Genomic DNA, 23,008 nt, shown 5'->3' with positions numbered 1-23,008 from the left:
CTCCTACAGGGTTTGGCGTTAACCCGGAATGATCCATGTAGGAGCTGCCGCAGGCTGCGATCTTTGCTTTTGAATCAGCTAGCGTGTTTCTTTGGCTCGCGAACCTTGTACCAAGCCACATACAGCGCCGGCAAAAACAGCAGCGTCAGCAACGTCGCGATGATGATCCCGCCAATCATCGCGTAGGCCATCGGCCCCCAGAACACTTCGCGGGCAATCGGGATCATCCCCATGCTCGCCGCCGCTGCCGTCAACAAAATCGGCCGACGCCGATGTTCCGTGGCCTGCACCACCGCGTCCCACGGCGTATAACCGCTCTTCTCGAAAGAATCGATTTGGGTCACCAGAATCACCGAGTTGCGGATGATGATGCCGATCAGCGCCAGAATCCCGAGGATCGCCACGAAGCCCATGGGCGTGCCGGTCGGAATCAGCGCCAGCACCACGCCGATCAAGCCGAGCGGCGCGACGCTGGCCACCAGGAACAGCTTCTGCACGCTGTGCAACTGGATCATCAGGAAGGTCGCCATCAAAAACAGCATCAACGGCACGACCTTGGCAATCGGCCCCTGAGCCTTGCCGCTTTCCTCCACCGTACCGCCAGTGGCAACTTTGTAGCCCACCGGCAAACCGGCGGCGAATTTGTCGATCTCCGGTTGCAGCTGTTGCACCAGGTCGGTCGGCTGAATTTCGTCGCGCACCGCAGCCTTGATGGTGATGGTCGGTTTGCGGTCACGACGCCATACCAGCGGTTGCTCCAGTTCGTAGCGCACCGTGGCGAACGCCAGCAGCGGTATCGAAGTGCCGCCGGGGGTGACGATCTGCAAGTTCTGCAAGGTTTCCGGGCTGCCGCGCTCGGCATCTTCAGCGCGGCCGACCACGTCGATCAGGTAGATGTCGTCATCGACCTGCGTCACCGGCGAGCCGACGACGATGCTGTTCATCAGGTTCGCCACGTCTTCCGACGACAGCCCCAGTTGCCGCGCCTTGTCTTGCGCGATGTCGATGCGCAGGACTTTGCCCGGCTCGTTCCAGTCGTAAATGATCTCGCCGATGTGCGGGTTTTTATCCAGTTCGGTGGCCAGGGCGATCGCGTGTTTGCGCACTTGATCGATGTCTTTACCGCTGACCCGATATTGAATCGGACGCCCCACCGGCGGGCCCATTTCCAGCGCCTGGACGTAACTGCCGATGCCGACGAACTCTTCACGCAAGCGCTTTTGCAAACGAGCTGTCAGCGCCGTGCGTGACTCCAGGCCTTTGCTGACGATCACCAGTTGCGCGTAGTACGGGTTCTGCAATTGCTGGTCGAGGGGTAGGTAGAAACGGATCGCGCCCTCGCCGATGTAGGTGCTCCAGCGCACGATGTCCGGGTCGCCCTTGAGCGTTGCTTCGAGCTTGTCCACGGCTTTGCGGGTTTCGGCGATCGAGGCGTTTTGCGGCAGGTTCAGGTCGACGAGGATTTCCGGACGGTCCGAGGACGGGAAGAACTGGTTCTGCACGAACTGCATGGAAAACACCGAGAGCACGAACAGCGCCACGGTGATGCCGATGGCCCACCAGCGATTGCGCATGGCCCAGAGCAGGCCGCCATTGAATGCCCGACCGATGCGTCCTGGCTCTGCGTCATGCGGTTTCACATTGCTGCTCAGAATATGCACACCGAGTACCGGGGCGAACAGCACGGCGACGATCCATGACACCAACATGGCCACCGCGATCACCGCGAACAGCGTGAAGGTGTACTCACCGGCGGAGCTCGCGTTCAAGCCGATCGGCACGAAGCCGGCGACGGTGACCAGCGTGCCGGTGAGCATCGGAAACGCAGTCGAGGTGTAGGCGAAGGTCGCTGCTTGCTCTTTGGTTTCACCCATTTCCAGGCGCGTGACCATCATCTCCACCGTGATCATCGCGTCGTCCACCAGCAGGCCGAGGGCGATGATCAGCGCTCCGAGGGAAATCCGCTGCATGGTGATGCCACTGTATTCCATGAAGAGGAAGACCATCGCCAGCACCAACGGAATCGAACACGCCACCACCAGCCCGGCGCGCACCCCAAGGCTGACGAAGCTGACGATCAGCACGATCACCACGGCCTCGAACAACGCACTGGTGAAACCGCCGACAGCTTCTTCCACCACTTCGGCCTGATCGGAAACGTTGTGCACGCCAACGCCCACCGGCAGGTCGGCCGTCAGCTCGTTCATGCGCAGATGCAGCGCCTTGCCAAATGCCTGGATGTTGCCGCCCTTCTTCATGGCGATTGCCAGGCCGATGGCCGGCTGGCCGTTGAAACGAAACTCCGGGGTGGCAGGATCGACATAGCCACGGCTGATGTCGGCGATGTCGGCCAGGCGGTAGAAGCGGTCGTTGAGCTTCAGGTTGACGTTGGCCAGGTCTTTCTCAGAGGCAAACTGCCCCGAGGTCCGCACCGAAATCCGCTCAGGGCCGGCCTCGATCACTCCCGCCGGGGTCACGGCATTCTGTGATTGCAGGCTCTGCACCACCTGGCGCTGATCGATGCCGAGGGCGGCGAGTTTGCGGGTGGAGAAGTTCAGGTACAGCACTTCATCCTGCTCGCCGATCATTTCGACCTTGCCCAACCCTGGCACTTCACGAATTTCGGCACGCACCTGTTCCACGTAATCGCGTAGCTGGCGCATCGACAGGCCGTCAGAGGTAAAGGCATACACCGAACCGAACACGTCGCCGAACTCATCGTTGAAGCCCGGCCCTTGCAGGCCTTGCGGGAAGTCGCCGCGGATGTCGTTGATCTTCTTGCGCACCTGGTACCAGATTTGCGGAATGTCCTTGGCGCTGGTGGTGTCGAGCAGGTTAACGAAGACCGTCGATTCGCCGGGACGGGTGTAGCTTTTCACGTAATCGAGCGAGTCGAGTTCTTCGAGTTTTTTCTCGATCCGGTCAGTGACCTGCTTGAGGGTTTCTTCCTGGGTCGCACCGGGCCAACGGGTCTGGATCACCATGGTTTTGATGGTGAACGACGGGTCTTCTTCGCGCCCCAGGTTCAGGTACGAGAACACGCCCATCAGCAGCGCGACGAACATCAAATACCAGACAAACGACTGATGCTTGAGGGCCCACTCGGATAAGTTGAAACTCCCATTCATTGCGGGCTGCCCTCGTCGATTTTCACTTTCTGCCCCGGTTTGAGGCTGTTCACACCGGCACTGACCACCCGCTCGCCAGAGTTCACGCCGTTGGCCAGGACCACCGTGGCATCGGTCCGGCTGATCACGCTGACGTCCCGTGGCGCAACGGTTAGCGTCTGCGGGTCGATGACCCAGATCCGCGTTTTCCCATCGACCTCTTGCAGCGCACTCACCGGCAGTTCGAGGCGAGGCTTGATTGCGGAGCTGAGGGTCACGCTGATCGCCGTGCCGAGGTGAAAACCCGGCGGCGTATCGGTCAGGCTCAGGCGGGCGCGACGGGTACGGGTCGCACTTTGGGCCTGGGGTTCGATTTCACGCACGATGGCGGTGCTGGTGATGCTCGGGTCCAGCTGTGAGGCGACCTGGAACACCACGTCGGCCGGCAAATCATCGACCAGGGTGTCGGGCAAGTCGATCACCGCTTCCTTGATGTCCGGCTGCGCCAGGGTCACCACTTGCTGGCCGGCGGTCACCACTTGCCCGGCTTCGGCGCTCCACGCGGTGACAATGGCTTTGTGATCGGTGCGCAGTTCAACGTAGTTGAGTTGGTCCTGCGCCTGATTGACCGCGGCCCTGGCTTGATCGAGGGACGCCTGGGTGGTTTTCAGATCGGTCTGGGCGATGTCCAGTTGCGCCTGCGCGCCAACCCCGCGATTGAACAACTCCTGCTGACGCCGAGCGTTGGCCTGGGCGTTGATAAGCTGCGCCTGGACACGCGCCAGATCCCCTTGAGCCGAGCGCAACTGGTTCTGCTGATCGGTGGGGTCAAGGGTGGCGAGCAAGGCGCCCTTCTGTACTTCGGCGCCGACATCGACGTTACGGCTGGCGATACGCCCCGGCACACGGAACCCGACGTTGCTTTCGTAACGAGCCTGAATGCTGCCGGCGAACCGGCCGAGGTTCTCTTGATTGAGCGCTTTCACCTCTATGGACAGCACCGGCCGTACCGGTTCTGGCGGAGCTTCTTCCTTGGAACAGGCGCCCAGCAGCACAGCGGCGGACAACAGCAACAGGCGTTTCATGGTTGGGCTCCTGTCGCTGGGGTCTCGTAGGTATTTTCGACGACCTCCACCCGCACGCCCGGGTGCAGTAACTGACCACCCGCGGTGACGACTTTTTCGCCACCGGTGAGGCCAGCGCTAACAATGACTTTGCCGGTCAGGTAACGGCCGACGGTGACCGTGTGCAACTGCGCCTTGCCCTCGGCGTCCACCAGCCACACGGCCGGGTCGCTGAGATTTTTGGTCAGGGCCGCCCAAGGCAGTTCCACCGCGGTTTTGCCCACAGGCTTGGCGGTGGCGCTCACCACCGAGCCGAGCTGCATGCCTTCAGGGAGACTGTCGAGGCTGACTTTGACTTGCACCGTGCCGGTCTGCGCAGACACCGCGGGCGTGACCTCCCGAACGGTGCCCGTGGTCTTGATCTTCGGATTGTCGAGCAGGCTGACCACAATTGATCTGTCCGATGGCGGCTCGGCCAGCAGCGATTCGTAAACGTTGAACACCGCGTCACGCTCGCCATCCCGGGCCAGGCTGAAAATCGGCACCGTGGCTTGTACCACCTGGCCGACTTCGGCCTGGCGCGCGGTAATCACGCCCGGCGCGTCGGCAATCAACGCGGTGTAGCTCAGTTGATCGCGGGCGTTGGCCAATTGCGCTTGAGCGGCGCTCAGAGCGCTCTGGCTGCTGCGCAAGGCCGCTTGGGCGGAGTCGTATTCGCTCTGGCTGGTGTAGCCCTTGGGCAGAAGTTTTTGCTGGCGAACGAAGGCTGCCGCTGTCTGTTTGACCCGCGCCTGTTCGGCAACCACCTGGGCCTGGGCCGAATCGACATTGGTTTGCAGGTCTTTGGGGTCAAGCCTGGCCAGTACTTGTTTGGCTGAAACCCGGTTCCCGACGTCGACCATGCGCTGGATGATCTTGCCACCCACGCGGAACGACAACTCGGTCTGGACACGCGCCTGGACGTCGCCGGTGAGAGTCACCGCGGCGGCGTAATCGGTTGGCTTGACCTCTTGCACGAAAACTCGCGGACGGTCCTTCTCGACGGGCTTTTTATCGCCACAGGCGGTCAGCAAGGCAAAGATGCTCAGGCCAACCATTAATTTCAATCCGGGACCCGCCATGCAGACTCCTTTGCGTTGTACGTACGTGCCAGTGACGATACGACTGTGAGCTTAGAACAGGGTTCCACCTTCGCCCACGCCGATAATCAAAGACCGCGATCTTTTGACTTTAGCGATCGTGATATCGCCGGAAGATCAAAAGATCGCAGCCTTCGGCAGCGCCTACAACGTTAATTCATCAACGCGGTGATCCTGATGCCGATTTGGTGGTCGGGCAGCGGATGCTGGATGAGCCGGCGTGGTATTGGCCTGACTGAGACACAGTGACCGTTCCCACACCTGTGGCGAGGGAGCTTGCTCCCGCTGGGGCGCGCAGCGGCCCTAAACCTGAGCATGCGGTTTGTCTGAGGTAACGCATTGATAGGTTTTGCGGCTGCTGCGCAACCGAACGGGAGCAAGCTCCCTCGCCACAGGTGGAAACGTTTATCTGAAGCAAATCACCCCTGCCACTTCCCACCCTCGACGATCACGCTCTCAGGCCTGGTGTCATCGCTCAATTCTTTACGCACATACTGGTCGTACAGCTTGAGCAAAAACTTTTCCTCACCCAGCTTCGCCAACTCGGCATTCACCCAGTCACGCAGTTCGATGTTGCCCTTCTTCACCGCCGGGGCGATCGGCGCTTCGGCGCCCAACTTCTGTTCCAGCACGCGATAACCCGGGTTCTGCTTGGCCCAGCTGAACAGCACCAGATTGTCCTGCGCATAAGCGTCGCCGCGACCATTGGCCAGGGCTTGCAGGGACTCGGAGTTTTTCTCAAACTTCAGCAGTTTCCAGTCCGGGTGATTTTTGGTCAGCCAGACATCGGCTGTGGTGCCCGTGGTCACGATAGTCGTGCGGGTCGCCAGGTCATCCAGATTTTTCACCGAACTGGCCTGCGGCACCAGCGCCTGCACCGCCACCTTGAGGTTCGGGTTGGTGAAGTCCACCGCTTCCTTGCGCTCCGGGGTGACGGTCATGTTGGCCAGGATCAGATCGACCTTGTCGCTTTGCAGAAACGGAATCCGGCTCGCCGGCTCCACCGCCACGAACTCGACTTTGTTTTCATCGCCCAACAGATCCTTGGCGAATTGGCGGCCAATGTCGGTATCGAACCCCACGTAGCGTCCGGCTTCATCGACAAAACCGAACGGCGGTTTGTCGGTGAACACGCCGACAATCAGCTTGTCCCGGGCTTTGATCTTTTCCAGGTATCCGGCCGGTGCGCTGCTGACGCTGGCGACTTTCGGCTTGGCCGGTTCTTCGGTTTTGTTGCAACCGGCCAACAGCGCCAGGCCGAACAGCGGGAGTAGCAGCAGAGAAGACTTGGCAGTTTTCATGGCAGTTCCAATTCCTTTATTTGAGTCGTTTTGGGTAGTGCGGCGACGAAGGAGAACTTCTCCAGGAACTGCTGCGCTCGTGCGGTTTGCGGGTTCGTAAAGAAAATCTCGGGGGGTTGTTGCTCAAGGATGCGCCCGGCGTCCATGAACACGATGCGGTCGGCCACGGCGCGGGCGAAGGCCATTTCGTGGGTGACAATCAGCAGGGTCATGCCCTCGCGGGCCAGCCCCTGAATCACTTCGAGTACCTCCTTGACCATCTCCGGGTCGAGGGCGGCAGTAACTTCGTCAAAGAGCATGACCTGGGGATTCATGCACAGCGAACGGACGATGGCGATGCGTTGCTGCTGACCGCCGGAGAGCTGACGCGGAAACGCGTCGCGCTTGTCCAACAGGCCTACGCGCTCCAGCAAGGCTTCGGCCTGGGCACGGGCTTCGCGGCGGTCGCGCTTCTGCACTTTCACCGGGCCAAGCAGCACGTTATCGAGCACGCTCATGTGCGGGAACAGGTGATAACTCTGGAATACCATGCCGATCTGCTGACGCACTTCGCGCCAGTCGGTGCCCTTGTCCAGCAACTCACGCCCGGCAAAACTCAAGCTGCCGCTGTGAGCGACTTCCAGGCCGTTGAGGCAGCGCAGCAAGGTGCTTTTGCCACAGCCGCTGGGGCCGAGGATGACGATCACTTCGCCCGGTTTCACCTTCAGGTCGATGCCGTTGAGCACCTGCTGCTCGCCGAAAAACTTGTTGAAACCCTTGAACTCGATCAATGCGCTCATGCTTGCGTCCAGCGCCGCTCCAGCACGCGGGAGGCGGCTGACAGCGGGTAGCAGATGAAAAAGAAAAACAGAAACAGCGCGCCGTAGATCAGTACCGATTCGTAGGTGCGCTCGATGATCTGCTGGCCGACCTTGATCACGTCCACCACGCCGATCAGCACCGCCAGGGAGCTGGTCTTGATGATCCGCGTGTAGACGTTGATGGTCGGCGGCGTCATGCGTTTCAGCGCCTGGGGCAGCAGCACGTAGCCGTAGAGTTGCGGGCCGTTCAAGCCAATCGACAATCCCGCTTCTCGCTGGCCGCGCGGTAACGAATGCAAGGCGCCGCGCACCACTTCCCCGACTTCGCTGGCGCCCCACAGCGACAGCACCAGCACCGCGCACCAGAAGCTCGGAATGCTCAGGCCGAAAAAAATCGGCAGGCCGAAGAACAGCAAATACAACCAGACCAGCACCGGGATCGCCCGGAACAATTCCAGATAAACCCGCAGCATTGCGTTGAGCCATGTCGAATTCAGCGTGCGCAACACGCCGTAGAGCACCCCGCCGACGGTGCTGAAGGCGATGCTCAGGAAAGAAATCGACAAGGTTTGTGCAGCGCCCTTGCCCAATTGCGGCAACGACACCATGAGCAACTCAAGACCCGAACTGGCCATGCTGGAGCCTCCTTTCCAGACGGCTGAGCAGCAGCGACAACGGCAAAAACAACAGCACGCAGATCAACGTCAGCACGGCGAGCATTTCGTAGGTTTTGTAATAGAGCGCGATGTAGCTCTTGGTGGTGTAGAGAATCTCCGGCACCGCCACCGCCGAGACCACGGTGGTTTCCTTGAGCAGGAATATGAAATTGGCGAATAGCGACGGCAGGCTGAGAATGCCGGCCTGCGGCAAGATCACGTAGCGCAGCAATTGCCCGTGGGACAAGCCAATTGAACGACCGGACTCAAGTTGCGCCTGGGGCACGGCATCCACGCCGGCACGCAGGACTTCGGTGAGGTAGGCTCCACCGAGAAAGGTCATGGTGATGATCGCTGCGGCGAAGCCCGAGACTTTGATGCCCAGGGCCGGCAACGCGAAGTAGACGAAGAACAACTGGATCAGCAATGGCGTGTTGCGCGCCAGCTCCACATACAGCCCGACCAGGCGCTGCAGGTAAGGCGTGCGAAACACCAGAATCGTCGCGTTGACCAGCGCCACCAGCAATGAAGTGCCGATGGCGATGAAGCCGACCTGCAGCGTCACGCCAACGGCTTTGAGAAACGCCGGCAGGGTGCTGAGGATAAATGCGTAATCGAAGGTCATTGAACATCCTGTACGCCGCTCGGTAAGCGACGATGGCGCAGTCCATGGGCAGTGGATAACCACCCGGCAAGCACCGACTTTAAAGGTATAAAAAGAGGAATTTAAATACCGTTAAAGCATATTGATATCACGCAAAAAACTATTCTGCGGATTTGCGACGGCAGCGGGAGACGGCTATTTTCCTTTGCGCTGTAGGAAGGATCTTTTTTTCAAAATACCCCTCCAAGGACGTACAGCTTTTGGTCAGACTCCCCCGGCCGAACCATCACAAGGAAGAGAACATGGCTAACGTAAACGTGCCACAGCGGCTGGATCCGCAGGACATCGTGAAATTGCTGGTGGCGTTGCGCAAGGCGTTGAAGGCGCGGGTGGCCTGAAATCTTAAAGCAAAAGATCGCAGCCTCGTTTCACTCGACAGCTCCTACAGGGGATACGCATTTCAATGCAGGAGCTGTCGAGTGAAACGAGGCTGCGATCTTTTGATCTTGGCGCAATAAAAAACGCCGACGCTGTAGTAGCCGTCGGCGTTTGAAACCTTGAAGGGGTTCGAGACTGCAGTGAATCAGAACGCCGGCAGTACGGCGCCGCTGTATTTCTTGTCGATGAACGCCTTCACTTCCGGGCTGGTCAGGGCCTTGGCCAGTTTCTGGATGGCAACGCTGTCCTTGTTGTCCGGACGTGCCACCAGGAAGTTCACGTAAGGTGAATCGGCACCTTCGATCACCAGCGCGTCTTTAGCCGGGTTCAGGCCGGCGTCCAGCGCGTAGTTGGTGTTGATCATGTCCAGGTCGACCTGGTCCAGAACACGCGGCAGCATGGCCGATTCCAGTTCCTTGAACTTGAAATTGTGCGGGTTCTTGGCGATGTCTTTCGGGGTGGCCAAAGCGTTTTTCGGGTCTTTCAACTCGATCAGGCCAGCCTTCTGCAGCAGGATCAGGGCACGGCCGCTGTTGCTGCCTTCGTTCGGGATGGCGATGGTTGCGCCGTCCTTCAGCTCAGCCAGGGTTTTGACTTTCTTCGAGTAGCCGCCGAACGGTTCGACGTGCACACCGATCACAGTCACCAGGTTCGTGCCTTTGCCTTCGTTGAAGCTTTTCAGGTACGGCAGGGTCTGGAAGTAGTTGGCGTCCAGACGCTTCTGGTCGACCTGCACGTTCGGCTGAACGTAGTCGGTGAAGACTTTGATCTCCAGGTCCACGCCTTCTTTGGCGAGGGTTGGCTTGATCAGTTCAAGAATCTCGGCATGTGGAATCGGCGTCGCCGCAACCACCAGTTTCTCGCCAGCCTGGGCCAGGCCCGCGGTCAGGGCAGCCGCCAATGCGGTGAACAACAGAACCTTTTTCATGCAGTGTCCTTATCGAAAATCACGGTCGTCATCGACGACGGCTAAATGTTTAGGTGCCAGTGAAGTGCTATCGCTGGCGTGACGCGGACAATACCGGGATTTTTTATTCCCGAACAATATCTTTTATTCACTTTCATATTCCATTTTGTTCATACAGGTGCCGCACCCGATGTAGGAGCTGCCGAAGGCTGCGATCTTTTGATTTTGGCGATTTCAAAGCCACCGAAGATCAAGATCAAAAGATCGCAGGCTGCGCCGGCTCCTACGAAAGCCCAGTGTCTTTAAGCAGTTGTTTCAAGGCCGCTTTCTCGGTAGCGGAGCCGCTGCCGAGGATTTTTTTCAGTTGCTGCTCGATCTGTAGCAACGATGCAGACGCCTCGGGCAGATTCAAATGCTCCGGCAAAATCTCGTCGCCGGTACTCACCAGCAGCGCAAAGTGAATGACGTTCTCCAGCTCTCGGGTGTTGCCCGGCCAACTGTGTTGCTCCAGCAGATGCTGCGCGGCTTCGCTGATCAGTGGCACCGGCAGGTCGAGGCGTTGGCTGTAGATGCCGAGGAAGTATTCGGCCAGCGACAAAATATCGCCCACCCGCTCACGCAAGGCCGGCAGTTCGAGCTGGCCTTCGCTGAGGTAGTGATAAAGCCGCTCATGGAATTTTCCGGCAGCCACCGCTTGCGCCAGATCGATGCTGGTGGCCGCCACCAAACGCACGTCCACCGGGCTCGGGTGGTGCGCCCCGACGCGGGTAACTTCGTGGTTTTCCAGGGCTGCGAGCAACTTGATCTGGATCGGCAGCGGCAGGTCGCCGATCTCGTCCAGGTACAAGGTGCCGCCGTTGGCCGAGCCGAACCAGCCGGCACGACTGCTGGCCGAACCGCTGTAACTGCCGGCGGCATAGCCGAACAGTTCAGCGTCGGCGTAAGTCGGGCTGATCGCGCCGCAATTGACTGAGACGAACAACCCGCCACGATCACTGGCGCGATGGATGTGCCGCGCCAGCAGTTCTTTACCGCTGCCGGTTTCACCGCGAATCAACACCGAGATCGAACGTGGCGCCAGTTGTTCCAGCTCGTGGCGCAATTGCCGGGAACGCGGATCGACAAACACCAGCGCCTTGGCGCGGATGCTCAGCGGGCTTTTCTCCGCATCGGGAAAGGTCAGCAATGGCTGACCGAAAGTTTCATGCAAACTCATGGCAGACTCCCGCCCAAAACCGCCGGGAGACGGGGGCGATTTTTAAAGAAAAAGAATGAGGTTCAAGCGCGGCGCAGGGCGTGCTGTTCCATGCGGTTTTGCAGCCGATAGAGGTACGCAAAACCCTGCTCCCAGCGCCGGTGACCGGACTTCACGTTGATGTGCCCGGCCCCCGATAAAATCCCCGCCTCGGCGCCCCACTGACGCGCCAGTTCAAGCGCACGTGGCGCGCTCACGGCGGCGTCGTTGTCAGAGCTGACGACCTGGCTCGGGAACGGCAATAAATGGGTCGGGATCGGCGCGAAGTTGCGCAGGGCCGGTGCACAGGCCGGGCGTTCGACATCCGCCGGCGCAACCAGCAAGGCGCCGCGCACTTGACGTAAAAATTGCACCGGAGCGGTGGCCGCCCAATGGGCGACGGTGATGCAACCCAGGCTATGGGCGATCAGGATCACCGGCGTGCTGTCGGCGGCAATCGCCTCGGCCAACGCCGCGACCCAGTCTTCGCGACGAGGCGTCAGCCAATCAGCCTGCTCCACCCGCGCGCTGTTCGGCAGACTGTTCTGCCAATGGGTTTGCCAATGATCTTCTGGCGATCCTTGCCAGCCCGGCACAATCAGGTAGCGAATTGATTCGTTGCGCATGGGGGAGCTCTCCTGCTGCGTGTCTGTTCCTGATCGAGTATAGGGAGGAGAGTTATATTCGTTAAGGAATAAGAAGCTATTTATTAAGACCAATATCGAATATGCGTTTGCCCGAAATAAAAAAGGGGCCGCACCCTGCCAAGGAGACGGCCCCGGAAACTCAAAATCTGTTTGCGCTGATCAACAATCCTGAAGCCGATGATTGGCGAAATCGGTTATCCAATAAAGGAATATTTAATTACTTTATTAGGCCTAAATAGCATATACAAATCATCTTCGACAATCGTCGACCCCTCGCTGCTTGCGTCACAACGTAGCGTCCCTTTGGGTCAAATTGATGACGAGCGTTTTTCGCCTTTGAGTTTCCGGGTGCCTTGCTCAAACCTGGGCGGCATGCACCTGACGGGGTTCTGTGGTCGCCTTGTGCGCAAATCGGTTCGCCCGTGCAAACGTCCCGAAATCATTGAACCGAACCCCCATTTCGCGCATTACCTCATGCGCCACCGGAACGGTCATCTGGCGGATGTAAAACGGTTCCTTCACCACAAAATGATGGATCCCGTGGCTGCTGCCAAAGTTGAAGCAGAACGCCTGCAACGGCCACAGCCACCAAGCGTTCAAGACCTGAGTCTGCTCAATCACATTCCCCGGCTCGACGTCACCGTAGTAGTGCATGTTCGAGCTGACAAAGTGCAGGCAGAACGTGCGCAACACGTTCGGACCGATGATCACCACGACAGCGATGTCGATCACTTGCATCACCGCCAATGTCGTCGCCGACCATTCGATGGGCACAGCCAACAGATGCGCGATGCCGTTGACGGCGTGAAAACCGAGGAACACATACCACGCCCCCCAATGCATCAGCGCCAGCGGTGCGTAAACTTTCAGGGAGCGCTTGAGGATGCTGAACTTGTGCGCCCAGGTCTTGGCCCGCAGCATGCGGATAAACGCCGACATCACGTTGTCGCCAACCATCAACAGCCGCGCAAAACCCCAGCGCTCACCGTTGGTGATCGCCCGCTCTTCCATATCGGCTTCGGTGCCGGACACCTTGTGGTGGTTGAGGTGCAAATGGCGGCGAATCCACGGGTTGATGGTGCTCGGCCGCGCCAGCCATACCAGGCCCATCATCAGGTTATGCGGCACCCGCTGTTTGCGAAAATACATGCTGTGAATCAGGTCATGCTCAAGTTCATGGGTCAACGAAGCGAAAAACGCGTTGAGCAACAGGCATGCCCACCAGGCCATGTATCCGTTGATATAGAGCACTGCCGAACCGATCATCCCGGCCAGGGCGAAGGCCAGGATGCCCGCACCCAAGGCGTCCTGATGGTTGAGAATCGGGTAGCGCCGACGCAACTCGACGCCCTTGGCCAATACCACCTGGCGAATATGCGCTGATCGTTGTGCTGCATTCAGTCGCTGGGGACTTGCAGAAGTACCGTCCATGCTTCCATCCTCTGGTTATTGATGTTCGCATCCTGCCCTGTGATGCTTCACACAGCGGTAGCCGTGAACGCCAACCTGTTGACCGGACGCGCCAATCGACATGACTGAACCGACCTCCCTCGCCAGCTGGACCCGCGCCCTGCGCAAGCAGCTCGATGCGCTGGGCCTCGACAGCACCGCCCTGTGCCGACAGGCGGGGCTCGATCCGCAGTTGATGGACGACCCGAACGCCCGTTACCCGTTGTCCGGCACCACGCGCCTGTGGGAAATCGCGGTGCAGGTCAGTGGCGACCCGGCGATTGGCTTGCGGGTGTCGCGGTTTGTCAGCCCGACCACGTTTCATGCGCTCGGGTATGCGTTGGTGGCCAGCGGCAGCCTGCGGGAAGTGTTCGAGCGCATCGTGCGTTATCACCAGGTGGTCAGCGATGCGCTGGACCTGGAACTGACCCGCGCCGAGGATCGTTATCGCTTCCGCCTGAAAATCCCCCAGGGCAACCCCGCGCCAGCCTTCGAAGCCATTGACGCCTTCGCGGCGATTTACGTGCGCACCTGCCGAAACCGGCTGGGCCGTGACTACGCGCCGCTGGCGGTTTATCTGCGCCGTCCGGAACCTGCCGACCCGCATCAATGGCACAAAGTGTTCCGTTCGCCGGTGTATTTCGCCGCCGAGGAAGACCGACTGGAATTCGCCCTGGTGGATTTCGACAGCCACCTGGACGACGCCAACCCGGAACTGGCCGAACACAACGAAACCGTGCTCAAACGCACCCTGGCGCAACTCAAGCCCCTGACCTGGGAGCGCAAGGTTCGCGACGCCATCGAAGAGCAACTACCCGAAGGCGAACCGTCGGCCGATCGCATCGCCGAGGCACTGCACTTGAGCTTGCGCAGCCTGCAACGGCACCTGGCGGACGAAGGTTGTCGGTTCGATACGCTGCTCAACGAAAGTCGGGAAAACCTGGCGCTGCTGCACCTGCGCGACCCGCAATGCTCGTTGAGCGAGGTCAGTTACCTATTGGGATTCGCCGACACCAGCAGCTTCAGCCGCGCGTTCAAGCGCTGGACCGGAATGACGCCGGGGCAGTTTCGGGATGGGTTGCGGTAATAGATTCGCAAGTTGCGTTGAGATTTCCGGCCAGCGATAGCAATTTTTCAAACACCACTGAAACCGCTACCGCCGCCGATCTCGCCGCAACAGCTTGCGCACCCGCTTCACCAGCTCGCTGACGGTAAACGGCTTGAGCAGGTAATCATCCTCATGCAGCTCCAACCCGCGCAGCCGGTCCTCGATGCCGTCCGTGGTGGTGAGCAACAGCACCGGCGTATCGCCGAGCTTGCGGATCTGCTGCAGCAACTGCCAGCCGTTGAGCCCCGGCAGCATCACGTCGAGGATGATCAATTCATATTCGCCAGATTCGATAAAGCGTCGGCCGTCCATGCCATTGAGCGCTACATCCACCGCATAACTCGCTTCGCTCAGGCCTTTGGCCAGGAGGCTGGCGGTCTCGGGCTCATCTTCCACTAACAGCACACGCATGGCACACCTCGATTATTCAGCCTTACAGGCTAAGCCCCTTCGAGTGAGTTGCCCATGACAAACTTATTTTTCCGGCTGAGGGGTTCTGTCGAGTGTGGTTCTATTGAAGGAGGTAAAAGCCGCGCCCATTCATTTTCGACAGGTCACGGCTTGATGGGACGAGTTAACAAGGGACTTACTGACCGTCGCTTACCTTGAAATCAAAAATATCCGTAAATGGCGATCTTTCTCGGCCCATCGTTTGAAATGCAACGGCTGAGTAATTGCCTATCTCAAGAGCAACGTCGTTGGACCATTTACCATCAACTCCGGCATCCACCGACGTGAGTTCGGTACCATCAATGGGGACCTTAACGACTACTACCTGCCATCCCGGAAGAGCGGTTCCGGAGAATTTTACCGGGTTTCTGACATTATCATTTTTTGTCGGAGTATCAACGACAGGTGGAGCAATGTTTTTGTTGGTCGGAAGCTCAGTGCGATCTACACCACCAGCTGCTTTGCCTTGGTTAATATTGCTCATAGTGCCCATCTCCTTTGGTTGTCGTCTTCGACAATCTTCTTTTTATACCTCTGACCTCCAGCTATCTACTGTCATATCTGATAGGTAGCCCGTAGCTTCTCCAAATCCAAAATCTCAATCTCACCATAACTCAGACCGAGAATCCCCTGCCCCTGCAAGTCCTTGAGGATCTGGTTGGTGGTCTGGCGCGACAACGACAGCATCGACGCCAGTTGCTCCTGCGGCAGTTGCAGAACGCGGCGCGGCAGGTCGATTTCACCATAGCCCTCGGCGATCATCAGCAAGCGATGGGCCAGGCGTGCTGGGGCCGGCATCAGGCTCAGCTGTTCGAGGTTGATAAAGGTCAGGCGCAGTTTGTGGCTCATCAACAACGCCAGTTGTCGCCAGTACACCGGGTGTTCATCTAGTAATGCCAGCAGCGCCGTTTGCGGGATGTGCAACAGAATGCACTGGCCCACGGCGTAGGCATCATGGGTTCGCGGCTGACCATCGAACAGGCAGATTTCGCCGAACCAGTGCGGCGGTTCCACCAGACTCAGCAGCGCCTCCTTGCCCTGCTCGCTCACCGCGCCAATGCGCACCGAACCTTCAAGCACCGCATACAACCCGCACGGGGGATCACCGCGTTTGAACAGCAGTTGCCCCGGCAATAGGCGCCGAACCCGGGCGATTGTCAGCAGACTATCCTGTAAGGAAACAGGTAAATGACTGAACCATTGCCCCGTATCCAGGCGCGAACGCCAAACCTGCATGTCCATGAAAACTCCTGGAGATTGTCGCCTGGCTGACAGAGCGAGAGATGAACCCGGGGCATCATCAATCACCCTACAGGAGGAATAACAATGAAAAGCCTCGTTGACCATCTCAGTCAATACGCCGCTTACCACCGTGATCCGCGCAATATCGCCAGCCACTTCGTGGGCATCCCCCTGATCGTCGTGGCGGTCGCGGTGTTGCTGTCGCGTCCGCAATGGGCCGGGGGCTGGCTGTCACCGGCAGTGCTGGTGTCACTGGTGTCGGCGTGGTTTTACCTGCGCCTGGAACTGCGGCTGGGAGTGCTGATGACGGTATTGCTGGGCCTGTCGGTCTGGCTGGGGCATGTGCTTGCGCAGCAAAGCACATTTGCCTGGCTTGGCGCCGGCATCGGGATGTTTGTGGTGGGCTGGGCGATTCAGTTTGTCGGTCATCATTACGAGGGGCGCAAACCGGCGTTTGTCGATGATGTGACGGGGTTGATTGTCGGGCCGTTGTTTGTAGTGGTGGAAGCAGGCTTCCTGCTGGGGCTTCGGGGTGAGCTGAAACGGGCCATCGAAGAACGCGCCGGGCCAGTGGCCTTGCGCAATCAACGCTCCGCCGCCTGAGAAAAAGAGCGGTAACGGATTGATGCCGTTACCGCTCCAGGTTTCACAGCGTGCCGAACTCGACCCGAACCGTCAGTGCACCGAGGTTGTCCTTCAAACCCGCACCGTAGAGGCCTAGCAGGTCATCATTGATACACAACTGCAGCTCGCCTTGCTGGCCGGCCGGAATCTGCGCCAGATCACCGATCAGGAAGGGAATGCCAAAGTCACCAACACGGCCGATCAAAGCACCTTCGGCGGCCCCCATCAGCGTATAGCCGAACTTGGCGATGTAGTCTGGATTGCCCTTTCCATCCACCCAGCCACCCGCCGGACTGGCGCACCATAAGCCAAGGACACAACGAGCCAGACGCGGCACCAGACCGTTGATCTGTACACCGGTGCCCTGCCAGGGCAGATTGGCCAGAACCTCCACCGTCGCAGCCTTCAGGTCGTTGGCCAGCGTATCCCCGGCCTGGAACGACAACGCGGCAATCGTCAGGCTCGGGTTCGAAGTGCCGGTGCTGGGGAAGACACCATCGCCCACCAGGAACAGGTTCTTGTGGTCCCAACTGCGCTGGTATTTGTCGACGACCGATTTGGTTGGATCATCGCCCATGCGATAGGTCCCCATCAGGTGCCCGGCGCCCTGGAAACTGTAAGGCTCATTGTCGTAGGTGAACGTCCCGGGCGTGAGAGGTGTCGTCAGCTCCACCGCGCCGAGCAGTTCGGTGATGATGTGAGTCGCCAACTTCTTCGCCTGCTTGAAGCCCTCCTTGGTGTATTTGGACAGGTCATAGTGAATTTCCGGCCGGGGAATGCCGAGCCGGTCCTTGTACTCGGTCGACGGCACGATGTAACACGTGGGGTGATCGGGATCGTCCTCGACCTGCTCCACCAGAAACGCGATCCGGAACTGACGGATGAACAAGTCGTTGAGCTTTTGAACCAACGCTGTCCCATAGAGCACTTGCTGTGGTTTCAAGGCCGGCGGTAGCGGGTTGGTTTGACTGTGATTCGCCCCGTCGATGAAGTCAGCCACGGTGGTGTAAGGATCGGTGGCCGGCCAGTTCCAGCCCTCGTTACCGATTTCGATGCGCCACGCCGCTCGAGATTTGCGAAAGTCACCGTCACGCAAACTCTCGATGCCCGCCGTGGACAGAGGACCCCGGTACGGAAAAACCGCCTTGCCTTCAGGCATCAGCCCCCATGCCAGGTAGATCGGGTGATCGGCCAGGCTGCGTCCCACCTGCCCACTGCTGTTGGCCACACCTTTGGGCCAGGCCGGACTCGTGGAATTCAGTAATAGCTTGGGTGTCTCGATGGCATGGGCGGCGATCACATAACGCTGCCCGATAGCGACGCCGGTTCCAGTGACCGGGCCGTCGCCAAGCTGATACTGAATGAATTCGATGCCGTTGATATTGCTGTCCGCCCCGACAGTCACTTTGCTGGCCACGGTTCGGTACAACACCTTGACCTTGCCGGTGGCCAGGGCTTTGTTCATTGTCACTGTCGCATCGTACTTGGCCTGGATCGGGCAGATCGGTGTGCAGTTGGTGTTGCCGGCACACACCCGGCGCCCCGCGTAAGGTTGGGAATTACGTCCGGCGGGCGTCGGGCTGACCACCAGCGGCAAGCCGTCAAACGTCTGCCCCGTCACGGCCGTGACAAAACTGCCATCGACCAGCGACAACGGAATGCTATGCATCGGGAATGAATAACCTTCGGGAAAGGTCATGCCCAGATAGGCCTGGTCGGCGACATTGGCCGCCACGCCGATTTCCGCCTCGGCCCGGCAGTAGGCACTTTGCAGATCGTCGTAGCCGATAGGCCAGTCCACCCCGACGCCGTATTTTGATTTCAGGCGAAAATCGTTCGGCACCATGCGCAGACATGTCCCGACCCAATGCCAGGTGGTGCCGCCGCCGACCCGTTCATAGGTGCTGGTGAAGGGCATCGGGCCTTTCTGTACCAGATAGCTGATCGCCGGCTTGTCCCAGCCCAGGATCAAATCGGCGATGGTCGCACGCGGGGCGTTCTCGTCGGCCGGATCACGGGGCGTGTCCAGGCTCGTCACCGGTGGGTAAGGGGCTTCGGGGGTTTTCAGCGTGGCCGTATAGAAACGCTCCAGGTATTGAGCACGGTTGGCCGGGATTTCCGGGCCTGATTCGAGCACCAGCACATCCACCCCGGCCATGCCCAGTTGATAAGCGATGATGCTGCCGGCCAGCCCCGCGCCAACGATCACTACGTCCGCTTGTTCGGTACTCATGACAAGGCTCCTTGCTGTCCGCTGGCGGGTACTCCGGTGTAATCCTCAAGGCTCGGCGGCGTGGTGTTCCAATAGCCGAAAAACATCTCGCTGTAGCCCATGGGATGGGCCTGGGCAATTTTCCAGGCCCAGCTGTTGATGTAGGCCTGATCGGACACCACCATCGAGTCGGTCGATTTGTAGCTCCCGGTGGCATAGGGCTGATACCAGACACCCAACAACCACAGCTTCATGATCGAACGCGCTGCTCGGGCGGTTTGCGTGGTCGCCGGTTGCGCCCCATCCATCAGTACCGCCTGGGCGATCCGGTCCGGAGGCTCAAGGTCCGCCGCCATCGTGGCGTACTGAGTCAGCAAGGCGTTGAGCACATCAGGGGTGATGCGCGGCGTGATGAACTCGAGAAAGATCGGCGGCAAGCCCACCTGGTCGATGGCCGGCGCCAGTCGATCAGCGGGAATGCCGGTGAGGGCCGATGAAAGGCCAATGAAGTTTTGCAGATCACTGCTCATGGCTGACTCCTTGTCCACCCGTGGACTGTGCGCGTTCAAGCAGGTAGGTGAAATCCGCGAAGCTGGTGCGCGGGGATTCGGTGACATGGGTGGCCGCATTACCGTGGCACGCCATGCAACTGGAAGACGCCTGGGGTACGGTGCCCTGGATATAGGTTTCCAGCGTGGCGTTGGCCAGGAACAAGGGCGCGGGACTGCCCAGTGGGTTGGTCGCCGATATCTGGCAATTGGGCTGTGGAGGGGCAGACGGCCACTGGGTGCTGATCAATTGATAGTTCGCCCAGACACTCTGCGGATTGACCGTTCGCAGCAGGGCCTGGTACGTGGTGTTCAGGTTTTTGGTGGCGTCGGTCAGCGGCGCGTCACGCTCGATCTGCGAGGGCGTCGCCTTGACTGCCGGGTTCCACGGCCGTGGCGGAGGCTGGTTGACGTCGCTCTTGCTGTTGACGTTGTAGAACAGGTACGGGCCCACCCGCTGCTCAGGAGGCGTGGATTTCTCCGGTACGTTTTTCACATGTTCAAAGGTTGACCAGACCCACTGCGCCGCATTGGCGGTCTTATGAACGATGTGCAACCCCACCAGCCCGACCGGCTCGGACACACACGACTCCTCGACAATCGGCCCATGACTTGGGTCGTTGTTGCCCGGCGTATAGACCAGCGCATCGACGGTGTGGAAATCCTGCCTGCGGTCATTGGGGCCCAGCACTTTCCACGACGCCTTCACCATCACCGCACCGACCTGCTTCGTCTCAGCCGAGCCACAGCTGAAAGCCACGGCGTTGCTCGGGCTCGCGGCGAAAAACTTCTGCTGGCCTTCGATGCTGTACAGCCCGTTGTTGACGATCCCGTCGAACATCGATTGGTTGACCACGATTTCGTTGCGCGTATAGACGCCGTTCTGATCCACCAGCGGGCCACTCTCGAAAGGCTGGATAAACTCATCCAGCACATCGGGCACCTTGCCCATCTGTTGTAACAAGCGGCCAGGCTTGAGTGACTTGCACACTTCGGGGAGGGTTGCCGGGGCATCCCAGGGCAGCGGTGTCTGTCCCTTGGCCCGGAAGATCTGGTAGCTCTCTTTCCAGCTTTCCCACACCGTGGCCCCATCCTGCTTACCGATGGGGGTGCCGGTATTTGGATCGCCATTGTCCAGCGCCGGCCAGCTCAGAGCGATGAAGGTCTGCCACGACAAGTCATCGAAATCGGCCTGCAGGCTGGGCAGAGAAACCGGTTGGGTAACCGTGACATCAAAGGGTATCTGTGGCGACAGCGAGGGGGCGGCGCTGGCGGACGAGCCCAGCAAAACGCTCAACAAGGCACAGCCAAACGGGCCATGCCGACTGACTTCCATTCTCATGTTTTATCTCCTTGGCATCAGGGCGCCAGGAGATAACACCGGTCCGTCATGGACTCTCACTGCCTCCTGGCAAGTCAGAGTCTAGGTAGGGTTTTAGGCAAAGAAGTCACGGGGGTAGAACCGATCGAAGCAAGGTCGGTTGGTGTTATTACAGATTGGGCGGGATGTTCTTGGGGACGCCATCGCGAGCAAGGACTTTGGGTTGGCCACAAATGTGTGTTCAACCCAAATCCACTGTAGGAGCTGGCGCAGCCTGCGATCTTTTGATCTTAAATGTTGGCGACTTTCTGCCAGACCTTGGGTTTGAAGAACAGCGTCTCACCCTTCGCCAATCCAACCAGGCTGTCGTGATCCTTCACCACTTCCGCTTCAATCAACTCGCTCTGGCCTTCGACCTTCAGCGTCACCCGCGTGGTGGCGCCCAGCGGGCGAATATCCCGCACTTCAGCGGCGTGATGGTCTTCCAGTTCATGCCGCGACAGCGACACTTCGTGTGGACGGAACAGTACGTGCCGGTCTTCGCCCAAATGGAGACGGTTCGAATCGCCGAGGAAGTGATAGACGAAATCGCTGGCCGGATTTTCGTAGACGTCGCCCGGTGAACCGATCTGCTCGATCACCCCCTTGTTCATCACCACGATCCGGTCGGCAACTTCCATCGCCTCTTCCTGGTCGTGGGTCACGAATACCGAAGTCAGGTTGATGTCTTCGTGCAGCCGCGCGAGCCAGCGACGCAGTTCTTTACGGACCTTGGCATCGAGTGCACCAAAAGGCTCGTCGAGCAGCAGCACTTTCGGCTCCACCGCCAAGGCGCGGGCCAACGCGATGCGCTGACGCTGGCCGCCGGAGAGTTGTTCCGGGTAGCGATCGGCCAACCAGTCCAGTTGCACCATGTTCAGCAGTTCGTGGACTTTCACCGCGATCTGGCTTTCGTTCGGGCGCTGGTTTTTCGGCTTCATGCGCAGGCCGAACGCAACGTTGTCGAACACCGTCATGTGGCGGAACAGGGCGTAGTGCTGGAACACGAAACCGACGTTGCGATCACGCACGTCGTGGCCGGAAACGTCTTCGCCGTGGAACACGATGTTGCCCTGATCCGGGGTTTCCAGGCCGGCGATGATCCTCAGCAGCGTGGTTTTACCGCAACCCGAGGGACCGAGCAGCGCCACCAGCTCGCCGCTTTGAATGTCTAGGCTGATGTTGTCCAGCGCCTTGAACGCGTGGAAGTTCTTGCTGACGTTACGCACTTCGATCGACATGACTTATTCCTCCGCGGCGCTGGCGCGCAGGCGGTTAATACGGTTTTCGCTCCACTGCTTGAGCAGCAGGATGAAGAGCGCCAGGATCAGCAACAGGCTCGCCACGGCGAACGCGGCCACGTGGTTGTATTCGTTGTAGAGGATCTCGACGTGCAGCGGCAAGGTGTTGGTCACCCCGCGAATGTGCCCGGAAACCACCGACACCGCACCGAACTCACCCATCGCCCGCGCCGTGCAGAGCACCACGCCGTAGATCAGGCCCCATTTGATATTGGGCACAGTGACGTGCCAGAACATCTGCCAGCCATTGGCGCCGAGCAGGCGCGCGGCCTCTTCTTCCTGGGTGCCTTGTTCCTGCATCAGCGGGATCAGCTCACGGGCCACGAACGGCACGGTGACGAAAATCGTCGCCAGCACAATGCCCGGCAAGGCGAAGACGATCTGGATGTCGTGATCCTGCAACCACGGGCCGAACAAGCCTTGGGCGCCGAACATCAACACGTAGACCAGACCTGCGATCACCGGCGACACCGAGAACGGCAAGTCGATCAGGGTCACCAGCATGCTCTTGCCGCGGAACGAGTATTTGCTCACGCACCATGCGGCGCTGACACCGAACACCAGGTTCAGCGGCACCGAAATCAGCACTGCAATCACCGTGAGTTTCAGGGCCGACAACGCGTCCGGTTCAAAGATCGCGGTGAAGAACGCCCCCAGGCCCAGCTTCAGGCCTTGGGACACCACGATGAACAGCGGCAACAACAGAAACAGCGCAAAAATCAGCCAGCCGAGGCCGATGAGGATTCGCCGCGAAGCGGCACTGCCACGGCGGGCGGCGTTCGAGGAGGCCGCTGCAATAGACGATTGGGACATTTTT

The 23,008-nt window shown here is 59.5% G+C and carries 21 protein-coding genes; 2 read left to right on the top strand and 19 right to left on the bottom strand.

Features of this window, described 5'->3' with window-relative positions; genetic code table 11:
- Positions 1–74: 74 nt before the first annotated feature.
- From LOY36_RS01020 to LOY36_RS00970, 11 genes are all read right to left on the bottom strand, one after another.
- On the bottom strand, positions 75–3,128 hold the full coding sequence (locus LOY36_RS01020; RefSeq protein WP_258671929.1) for an efflux RND transporter permease subunit: 3,054 nt from the start codon (positions 3,126–3,128) through the stop codon (positions 75–77).
- Complete coding sequence (locus tag LOY36_RS01015; RefSeq protein ID WP_019651526.1) at positions 3,125–4,192, bottom strand: efflux RND transporter periplasmic adaptor subunit; 1,068 nt, start codon at positions 4,190–4,192, stop codon at positions 3,125–3,127. The genes LOY36_RS01020 and LOY36_RS01015 overlap by 4 nt, the downstream gene beginning before the upstream one ends.
- The gene (locus LOY36_RS01010; protein WP_258671927.1) at positions 4,189–5,292 is read right to left on the bottom strand and encodes an efflux RND transporter periplasmic adaptor subunit; all 1,104 of its coding nucleotides are present in this window, start codon (positions 5,290–5,292) and stop codon (positions 4,189–4,191) included. Before LOY36_RS01010 ends, LOY36_RS01015 begins: the two co-directional genes overlap by 4 nt.
- A gap of 437 nt (positions 5,293–5,729) precedes the next feature.
- A complete protein-coding gene (locus LOY36_RS01005; RefSeq protein ID WP_258671925.1) occupies positions 5,730–6,611 on the bottom strand; it encodes a transporter substrate-binding domain-containing protein in 882 nt (293 codons plus the stop codon).
- Positions 6,608–7,390, bottom strand: a complete 783-nt coding sequence (locus LOY36_RS01000) for an amino acid ABC transporter ATP-binding protein (protein WP_258671923.1) — start codon at positions 7,388–7,390, stop codon at positions 6,608–6,610. The genes LOY36_RS01005 and LOY36_RS01000 overlap by 4 nt, the downstream gene beginning before the upstream one ends.
- The gene (locus LOY36_RS00995; protein ID WP_018929350.1) at positions 7,387–8,046 is read right to left on the bottom strand and encodes an amino acid ABC transporter permease; all 660 of its coding nucleotides are present in this window, start codon (positions 8,044–8,046) and stop codon (positions 7,387–7,389) included. Before LOY36_RS00995 ends, LOY36_RS01000 begins: the two co-directional genes overlap by 4 nt.
- On the bottom strand, positions 8,027–8,692 hold the full coding sequence (locus LOY36_RS00990) for an amino acid ABC transporter permease (protein ID WP_018929351.1): 666 nt from the start codon (positions 8,690–8,692) through the stop codon (positions 8,027–8,029). The genes LOY36_RS00995 and LOY36_RS00990 overlap by 20 nt, the downstream gene beginning before the upstream one ends.
- A gap of 562 nt (positions 8,693–9,254) precedes the next feature.
- On the bottom strand, positions 9,255–10,037 hold the full coding sequence (locus LOY36_RS00985) for a MetQ/NlpA family ABC transporter substrate-binding protein (RefSeq protein WP_007941045.1): 783 nt from the start codon (positions 10,035–10,037) through the stop codon (positions 9,255–9,257).
- 262 nt (positions 10,038–10,299) lie between these two features.
- Positions 10,300–11,232 (bottom strand): sigma 54-interacting transcriptional regulator, encoded by a 933-nt coding sequence (locus LOY36_RS00980; protein WP_258671921.1) that lies wholly within the window; start codon positions 11,230–11,232, stop codon positions 10,300–10,302.
- A gap of 62 nt (positions 11,233–11,294) precedes the next feature.
- Positions 11,295–11,876: an alpha/beta hydrolase gene (locus LOY36_RS00975; RefSeq protein WP_019651533.1), complete on the bottom strand. Its 582-nt coding sequence runs from the start codon at positions 11,874–11,876 to the stop codon at positions 11,295–11,297.
- 378 nt (positions 11,877–12,254) lie between these two features.
- Positions 12,255–13,328, bottom strand: a complete 1,074-nt coding sequence (locus LOY36_RS00970) for a fatty acid desaturase (protein WP_258671919.1) — start codon at positions 13,326–13,328, stop codon at positions 12,255–12,257.
- 100 nt (positions 13,329–13,428) lie between these two features.
- Here LOY36_RS00970 and LOY36_RS00965 point away from each other — a divergent pair, with 100 nt between their 5' ends.
- A complete protein-coding gene (locus LOY36_RS00965; protein ID WP_019581709.1) occupies positions 13,429–14,433 on the top strand; it encodes an AraC family transcriptional regulator in 1,005 nt (334 codons plus the stop codon).
- Between the two features lie 66 nt (positions 14,434–14,499).
- On the opposite strand, the gene LOY36_RS00960 is transcribed toward LOY36_RS00965, so the two are convergent.
- From LOY36_RS00960 to LOY36_RS00950, 3 genes are all read right to left on the bottom strand, one after another.
- Positions 14,500–14,865 (bottom strand): response regulator, encoded by a 366-nt coding sequence (locus LOY36_RS00960; RefSeq protein ID WP_258671916.1) that lies wholly within the window; start codon positions 14,863–14,865, stop codon positions 14,500–14,502.
- 175 nt (positions 14,866–15,040) lie between these two features.
- A complete protein-coding gene (locus LOY36_RS00955) occupies positions 15,041–15,388 on the bottom strand; it encodes a hypothetical protein (protein WP_258671915.1) in 348 nt (115 codons plus the stop codon).
- 71 nt (positions 15,389–15,459) lie between these two features.
- Positions 15,460–16,146 carry a Crp/Fnr family transcriptional regulator gene (locus LOY36_RS00950; protein ID WP_258671913.1) on the bottom strand — a complete coding sequence of 229 codons (687 nt, stop codon included), beginning with the start codon at positions 16,144–16,146 and terminating at the stop codon, positions 15,460–15,462.
- Positions 16,147–16,230: 84 nt separating this feature from the next.
- Here LOY36_RS00950 and LOY36_RS00945 point away from each other — a divergent pair, with 84 nt between their 5' ends.
- A complete protein-coding gene (locus LOY36_RS00945; protein ID WP_258671911.1) occupies positions 16,231–16,749 on the top strand; it encodes a DUF962 domain-containing protein in 519 nt (172 codons plus the stop codon).
- Between the two features lie 43 nt (positions 16,750–16,792).
- Here the strand turns inward: LOY36_RS00945 and LOY36_RS00940 are convergent, their stop codons facing one another.
- The 5 genes from LOY36_RS00940 to cysW all read right to left on the bottom strand — a co-directional run bounded on the left by LOY36_RS00940 (position 16,793) and on the right by cysW (position 23,004).
- A complete protein-coding gene (locus LOY36_RS00940) occupies positions 16,793–19,003 on the bottom strand; it encodes a GMC family oxidoreductase (RefSeq protein ID WP_258671909.1) in 2,211 nt (736 codons plus the stop codon).
- A complete protein-coding gene (locus LOY36_RS00935) occupies positions 19,000–19,512 on the bottom strand; it encodes a hypothetical protein (protein WP_019581704.1) in 513 nt (170 codons plus the stop codon). The genes LOY36_RS00940 and LOY36_RS00935 overlap by 4 nt, the downstream gene beginning before the upstream one ends.
- A complete protein-coding gene (locus LOY36_RS00930; RefSeq protein ID WP_408981101.1) occupies positions 19,502–20,872 on the bottom strand; it encodes a cytochrome C in 1,371 nt (456 codons plus the stop codon). Before LOY36_RS00930 ends, LOY36_RS00935 begins: the two co-directional genes overlap by 11 nt.
- A 269-nt stretch (positions 20,873–21,141) precedes the next feature.
- Positions 21,142–22,131: a sulfate/molybdate ABC transporter ATP-binding protein gene (locus LOY36_RS00925; RefSeq protein ID WP_007899637.1), complete on the bottom strand. Its 990-nt coding sequence runs from the start codon at positions 22,129–22,131 to the stop codon at positions 21,142–21,144.
- 3 nt (positions 22,132–22,134) lie between these two features.
- Entirely contained in the window at positions 22,135–23,004 is an 870-nt protein-coding gene (gene cysW, locus LOY36_RS00920) for a sulfate ABC transporter permease subunit CysW (RefSeq protein WP_007941037.1), read from the bottom strand.
- Between the last annotated feature and the right edge of the window lie 4 nt (positions 23,005–23,008).

It is taken from the genome of Pseudomonas sp. B21-019 (assembly GCF_024749225.1).
GTDB lineage: Bacteria > Pseudomonadota > Gammaproteobacteria > Pseudomonadales > Pseudomonadaceae > Aquipseudomonas.
The sequence above is the reverse complement of the archived record's forward strand: the minus strand, read 5'-3'. Positions and strand labels throughout refer to the sequence as shown.

Bases quoted from the DNA above. Each gene is read 5' to 3' on its own strand.
- LOY36_RS01020 (WP_258671929.1), bottom strand. From the start codon at position 3,128: ATGAATGGGAGTTTCAACTTATCCGAGTGGGCCCTCAAGCATCAGTCG.
- LOY36_RS01015 (WP_019651526.1), bottom strand. From the start codon at position 4,192: ATGAAACGCCTGTTGCTGTTGTCCGCCGCTGTGCTGCTGGGCGCCTGT.
- LOY36_RS01010 (WP_258671927.1), bottom strand. From the start codon at position 5,292: ATGGCGGGTCCCGGATTGAAATTAATGGTTGGCCTGAGCATCTTTGCC.
- LOY36_RS01005 (WP_258671925.1), bottom strand. From the start codon at position 6,611: ATGAAAACTGCCAAGTCTTCTCTGCTGCTACTCCCGCTGTTCGGCCTG.
- LOY36_RS01000 (WP_258671923.1), bottom strand. From the start codon at position 7,390: ATGAGCGCATTGATCGAGTTCAAGGGTTTCAACAAGTTTTTCGGCGAG.
- LOY36_RS00995 (WP_018929350.1), bottom strand. From the start codon at position 8,046: ATGGCCAGTTCGGGTCTTGAGTTGCTCATGGTGTCGTTGCCGCAATTG.
- LOY36_RS00990 (WP_018929351.1), bottom strand. From the start codon at position 8,692: ATGACCTTCGATTACGCATTTATCCTCAGCACCCTGCCGGCGTTTCTC.
- LOY36_RS00985 (WP_007941045.1), bottom strand. From the start codon at position 10,037: ATGAAAAAGGTTCTGTTGTTCACCGCATTGGCGGCTGCCCTGACCGCG.
- LOY36_RS00980 (WP_258671921.1), bottom strand. From the start codon at position 11,232: ATGAGTTTGCATGAAACTTTCGGTCAGCCATTGCTGACCTTTCCCGAT.
- LOY36_RS00975 (WP_019651533.1), bottom strand. From the start codon at position 11,876: ATGCGCAACGAATCAATTCGCTACCTGATTGTGCCGGGCTGGCAAGGA.
- LOY36_RS00970 (WP_258671919.1), bottom strand. From the start codon at position 13,328: ATGGACGGTACTTCTGCAAGTCCCCAGCGACTGAATGCAGCACAACGA.
- LOY36_RS00965 (WP_019581709.1), top strand. From the start codon at position 13,429: ATGACTGAACCGACCTCCCTCGCCAGCTGGACCCGCGCCCTGCGCAAG.
- LOY36_RS00960 (WP_258671916.1), bottom strand. From the start codon at position 14,865: ATGCGTGTGCTGTTAGTGGAAGATGAGCCCGAGACCGCCAGCCTCCTG.
- LOY36_RS00955 (WP_258671915.1), bottom strand. From the start codon at position 15,388: ATGAGCAATATTAACCAAGGCAAAGCAGCTGGTGGTGTAGATCGCACT.
- LOY36_RS00950 (WP_258671913.1), bottom strand. From the start codon at position 16,146: ATGGACATGCAGGTTTGGCGTTCGCGCCTGGATACGGGGCAATGGTTC.
- LOY36_RS00945 (WP_258671911.1), top strand. From the start codon at position 16,231: ATGAAAAGCCTCGTTGACCATCTCAGTCAATACGCCGCTTACCACCGT.
- LOY36_RS00940 (WP_258671909.1), bottom strand. From the start codon at position 19,003: ATGAGTACCGAACAAGCGGACGTAGTGATCGTTGGCGCGGGGCTGGCC.
- LOY36_RS00935 (WP_019581704.1), bottom strand. From the start codon at position 19,512: ATGAGCAGTGATCTGCAAAACTTCATTGGCCTTTCATCGGCCCTCACC.
- LOY36_RS00930 (WP_408981101.1), bottom strand. From the start codon at position 20,872: ATGAGAATGGAAGTCAGTCGGCATGGCCCGTTTGGCTGTGCCTTGTTG.
- LOY36_RS00925 (WP_007899637.1), bottom strand. From the start codon at position 22,131: ATGTCGATCGAAGTGCGTAACGTCAGCAAGAACTTCCACGCGTTCAAG.
- cysW (WP_007941037.1), bottom strand. From the start codon at position 23,004: ATGTCCCAATCGTCTATTGCAGCGGCCTCCTCGAACGCCGCCCGCCGT.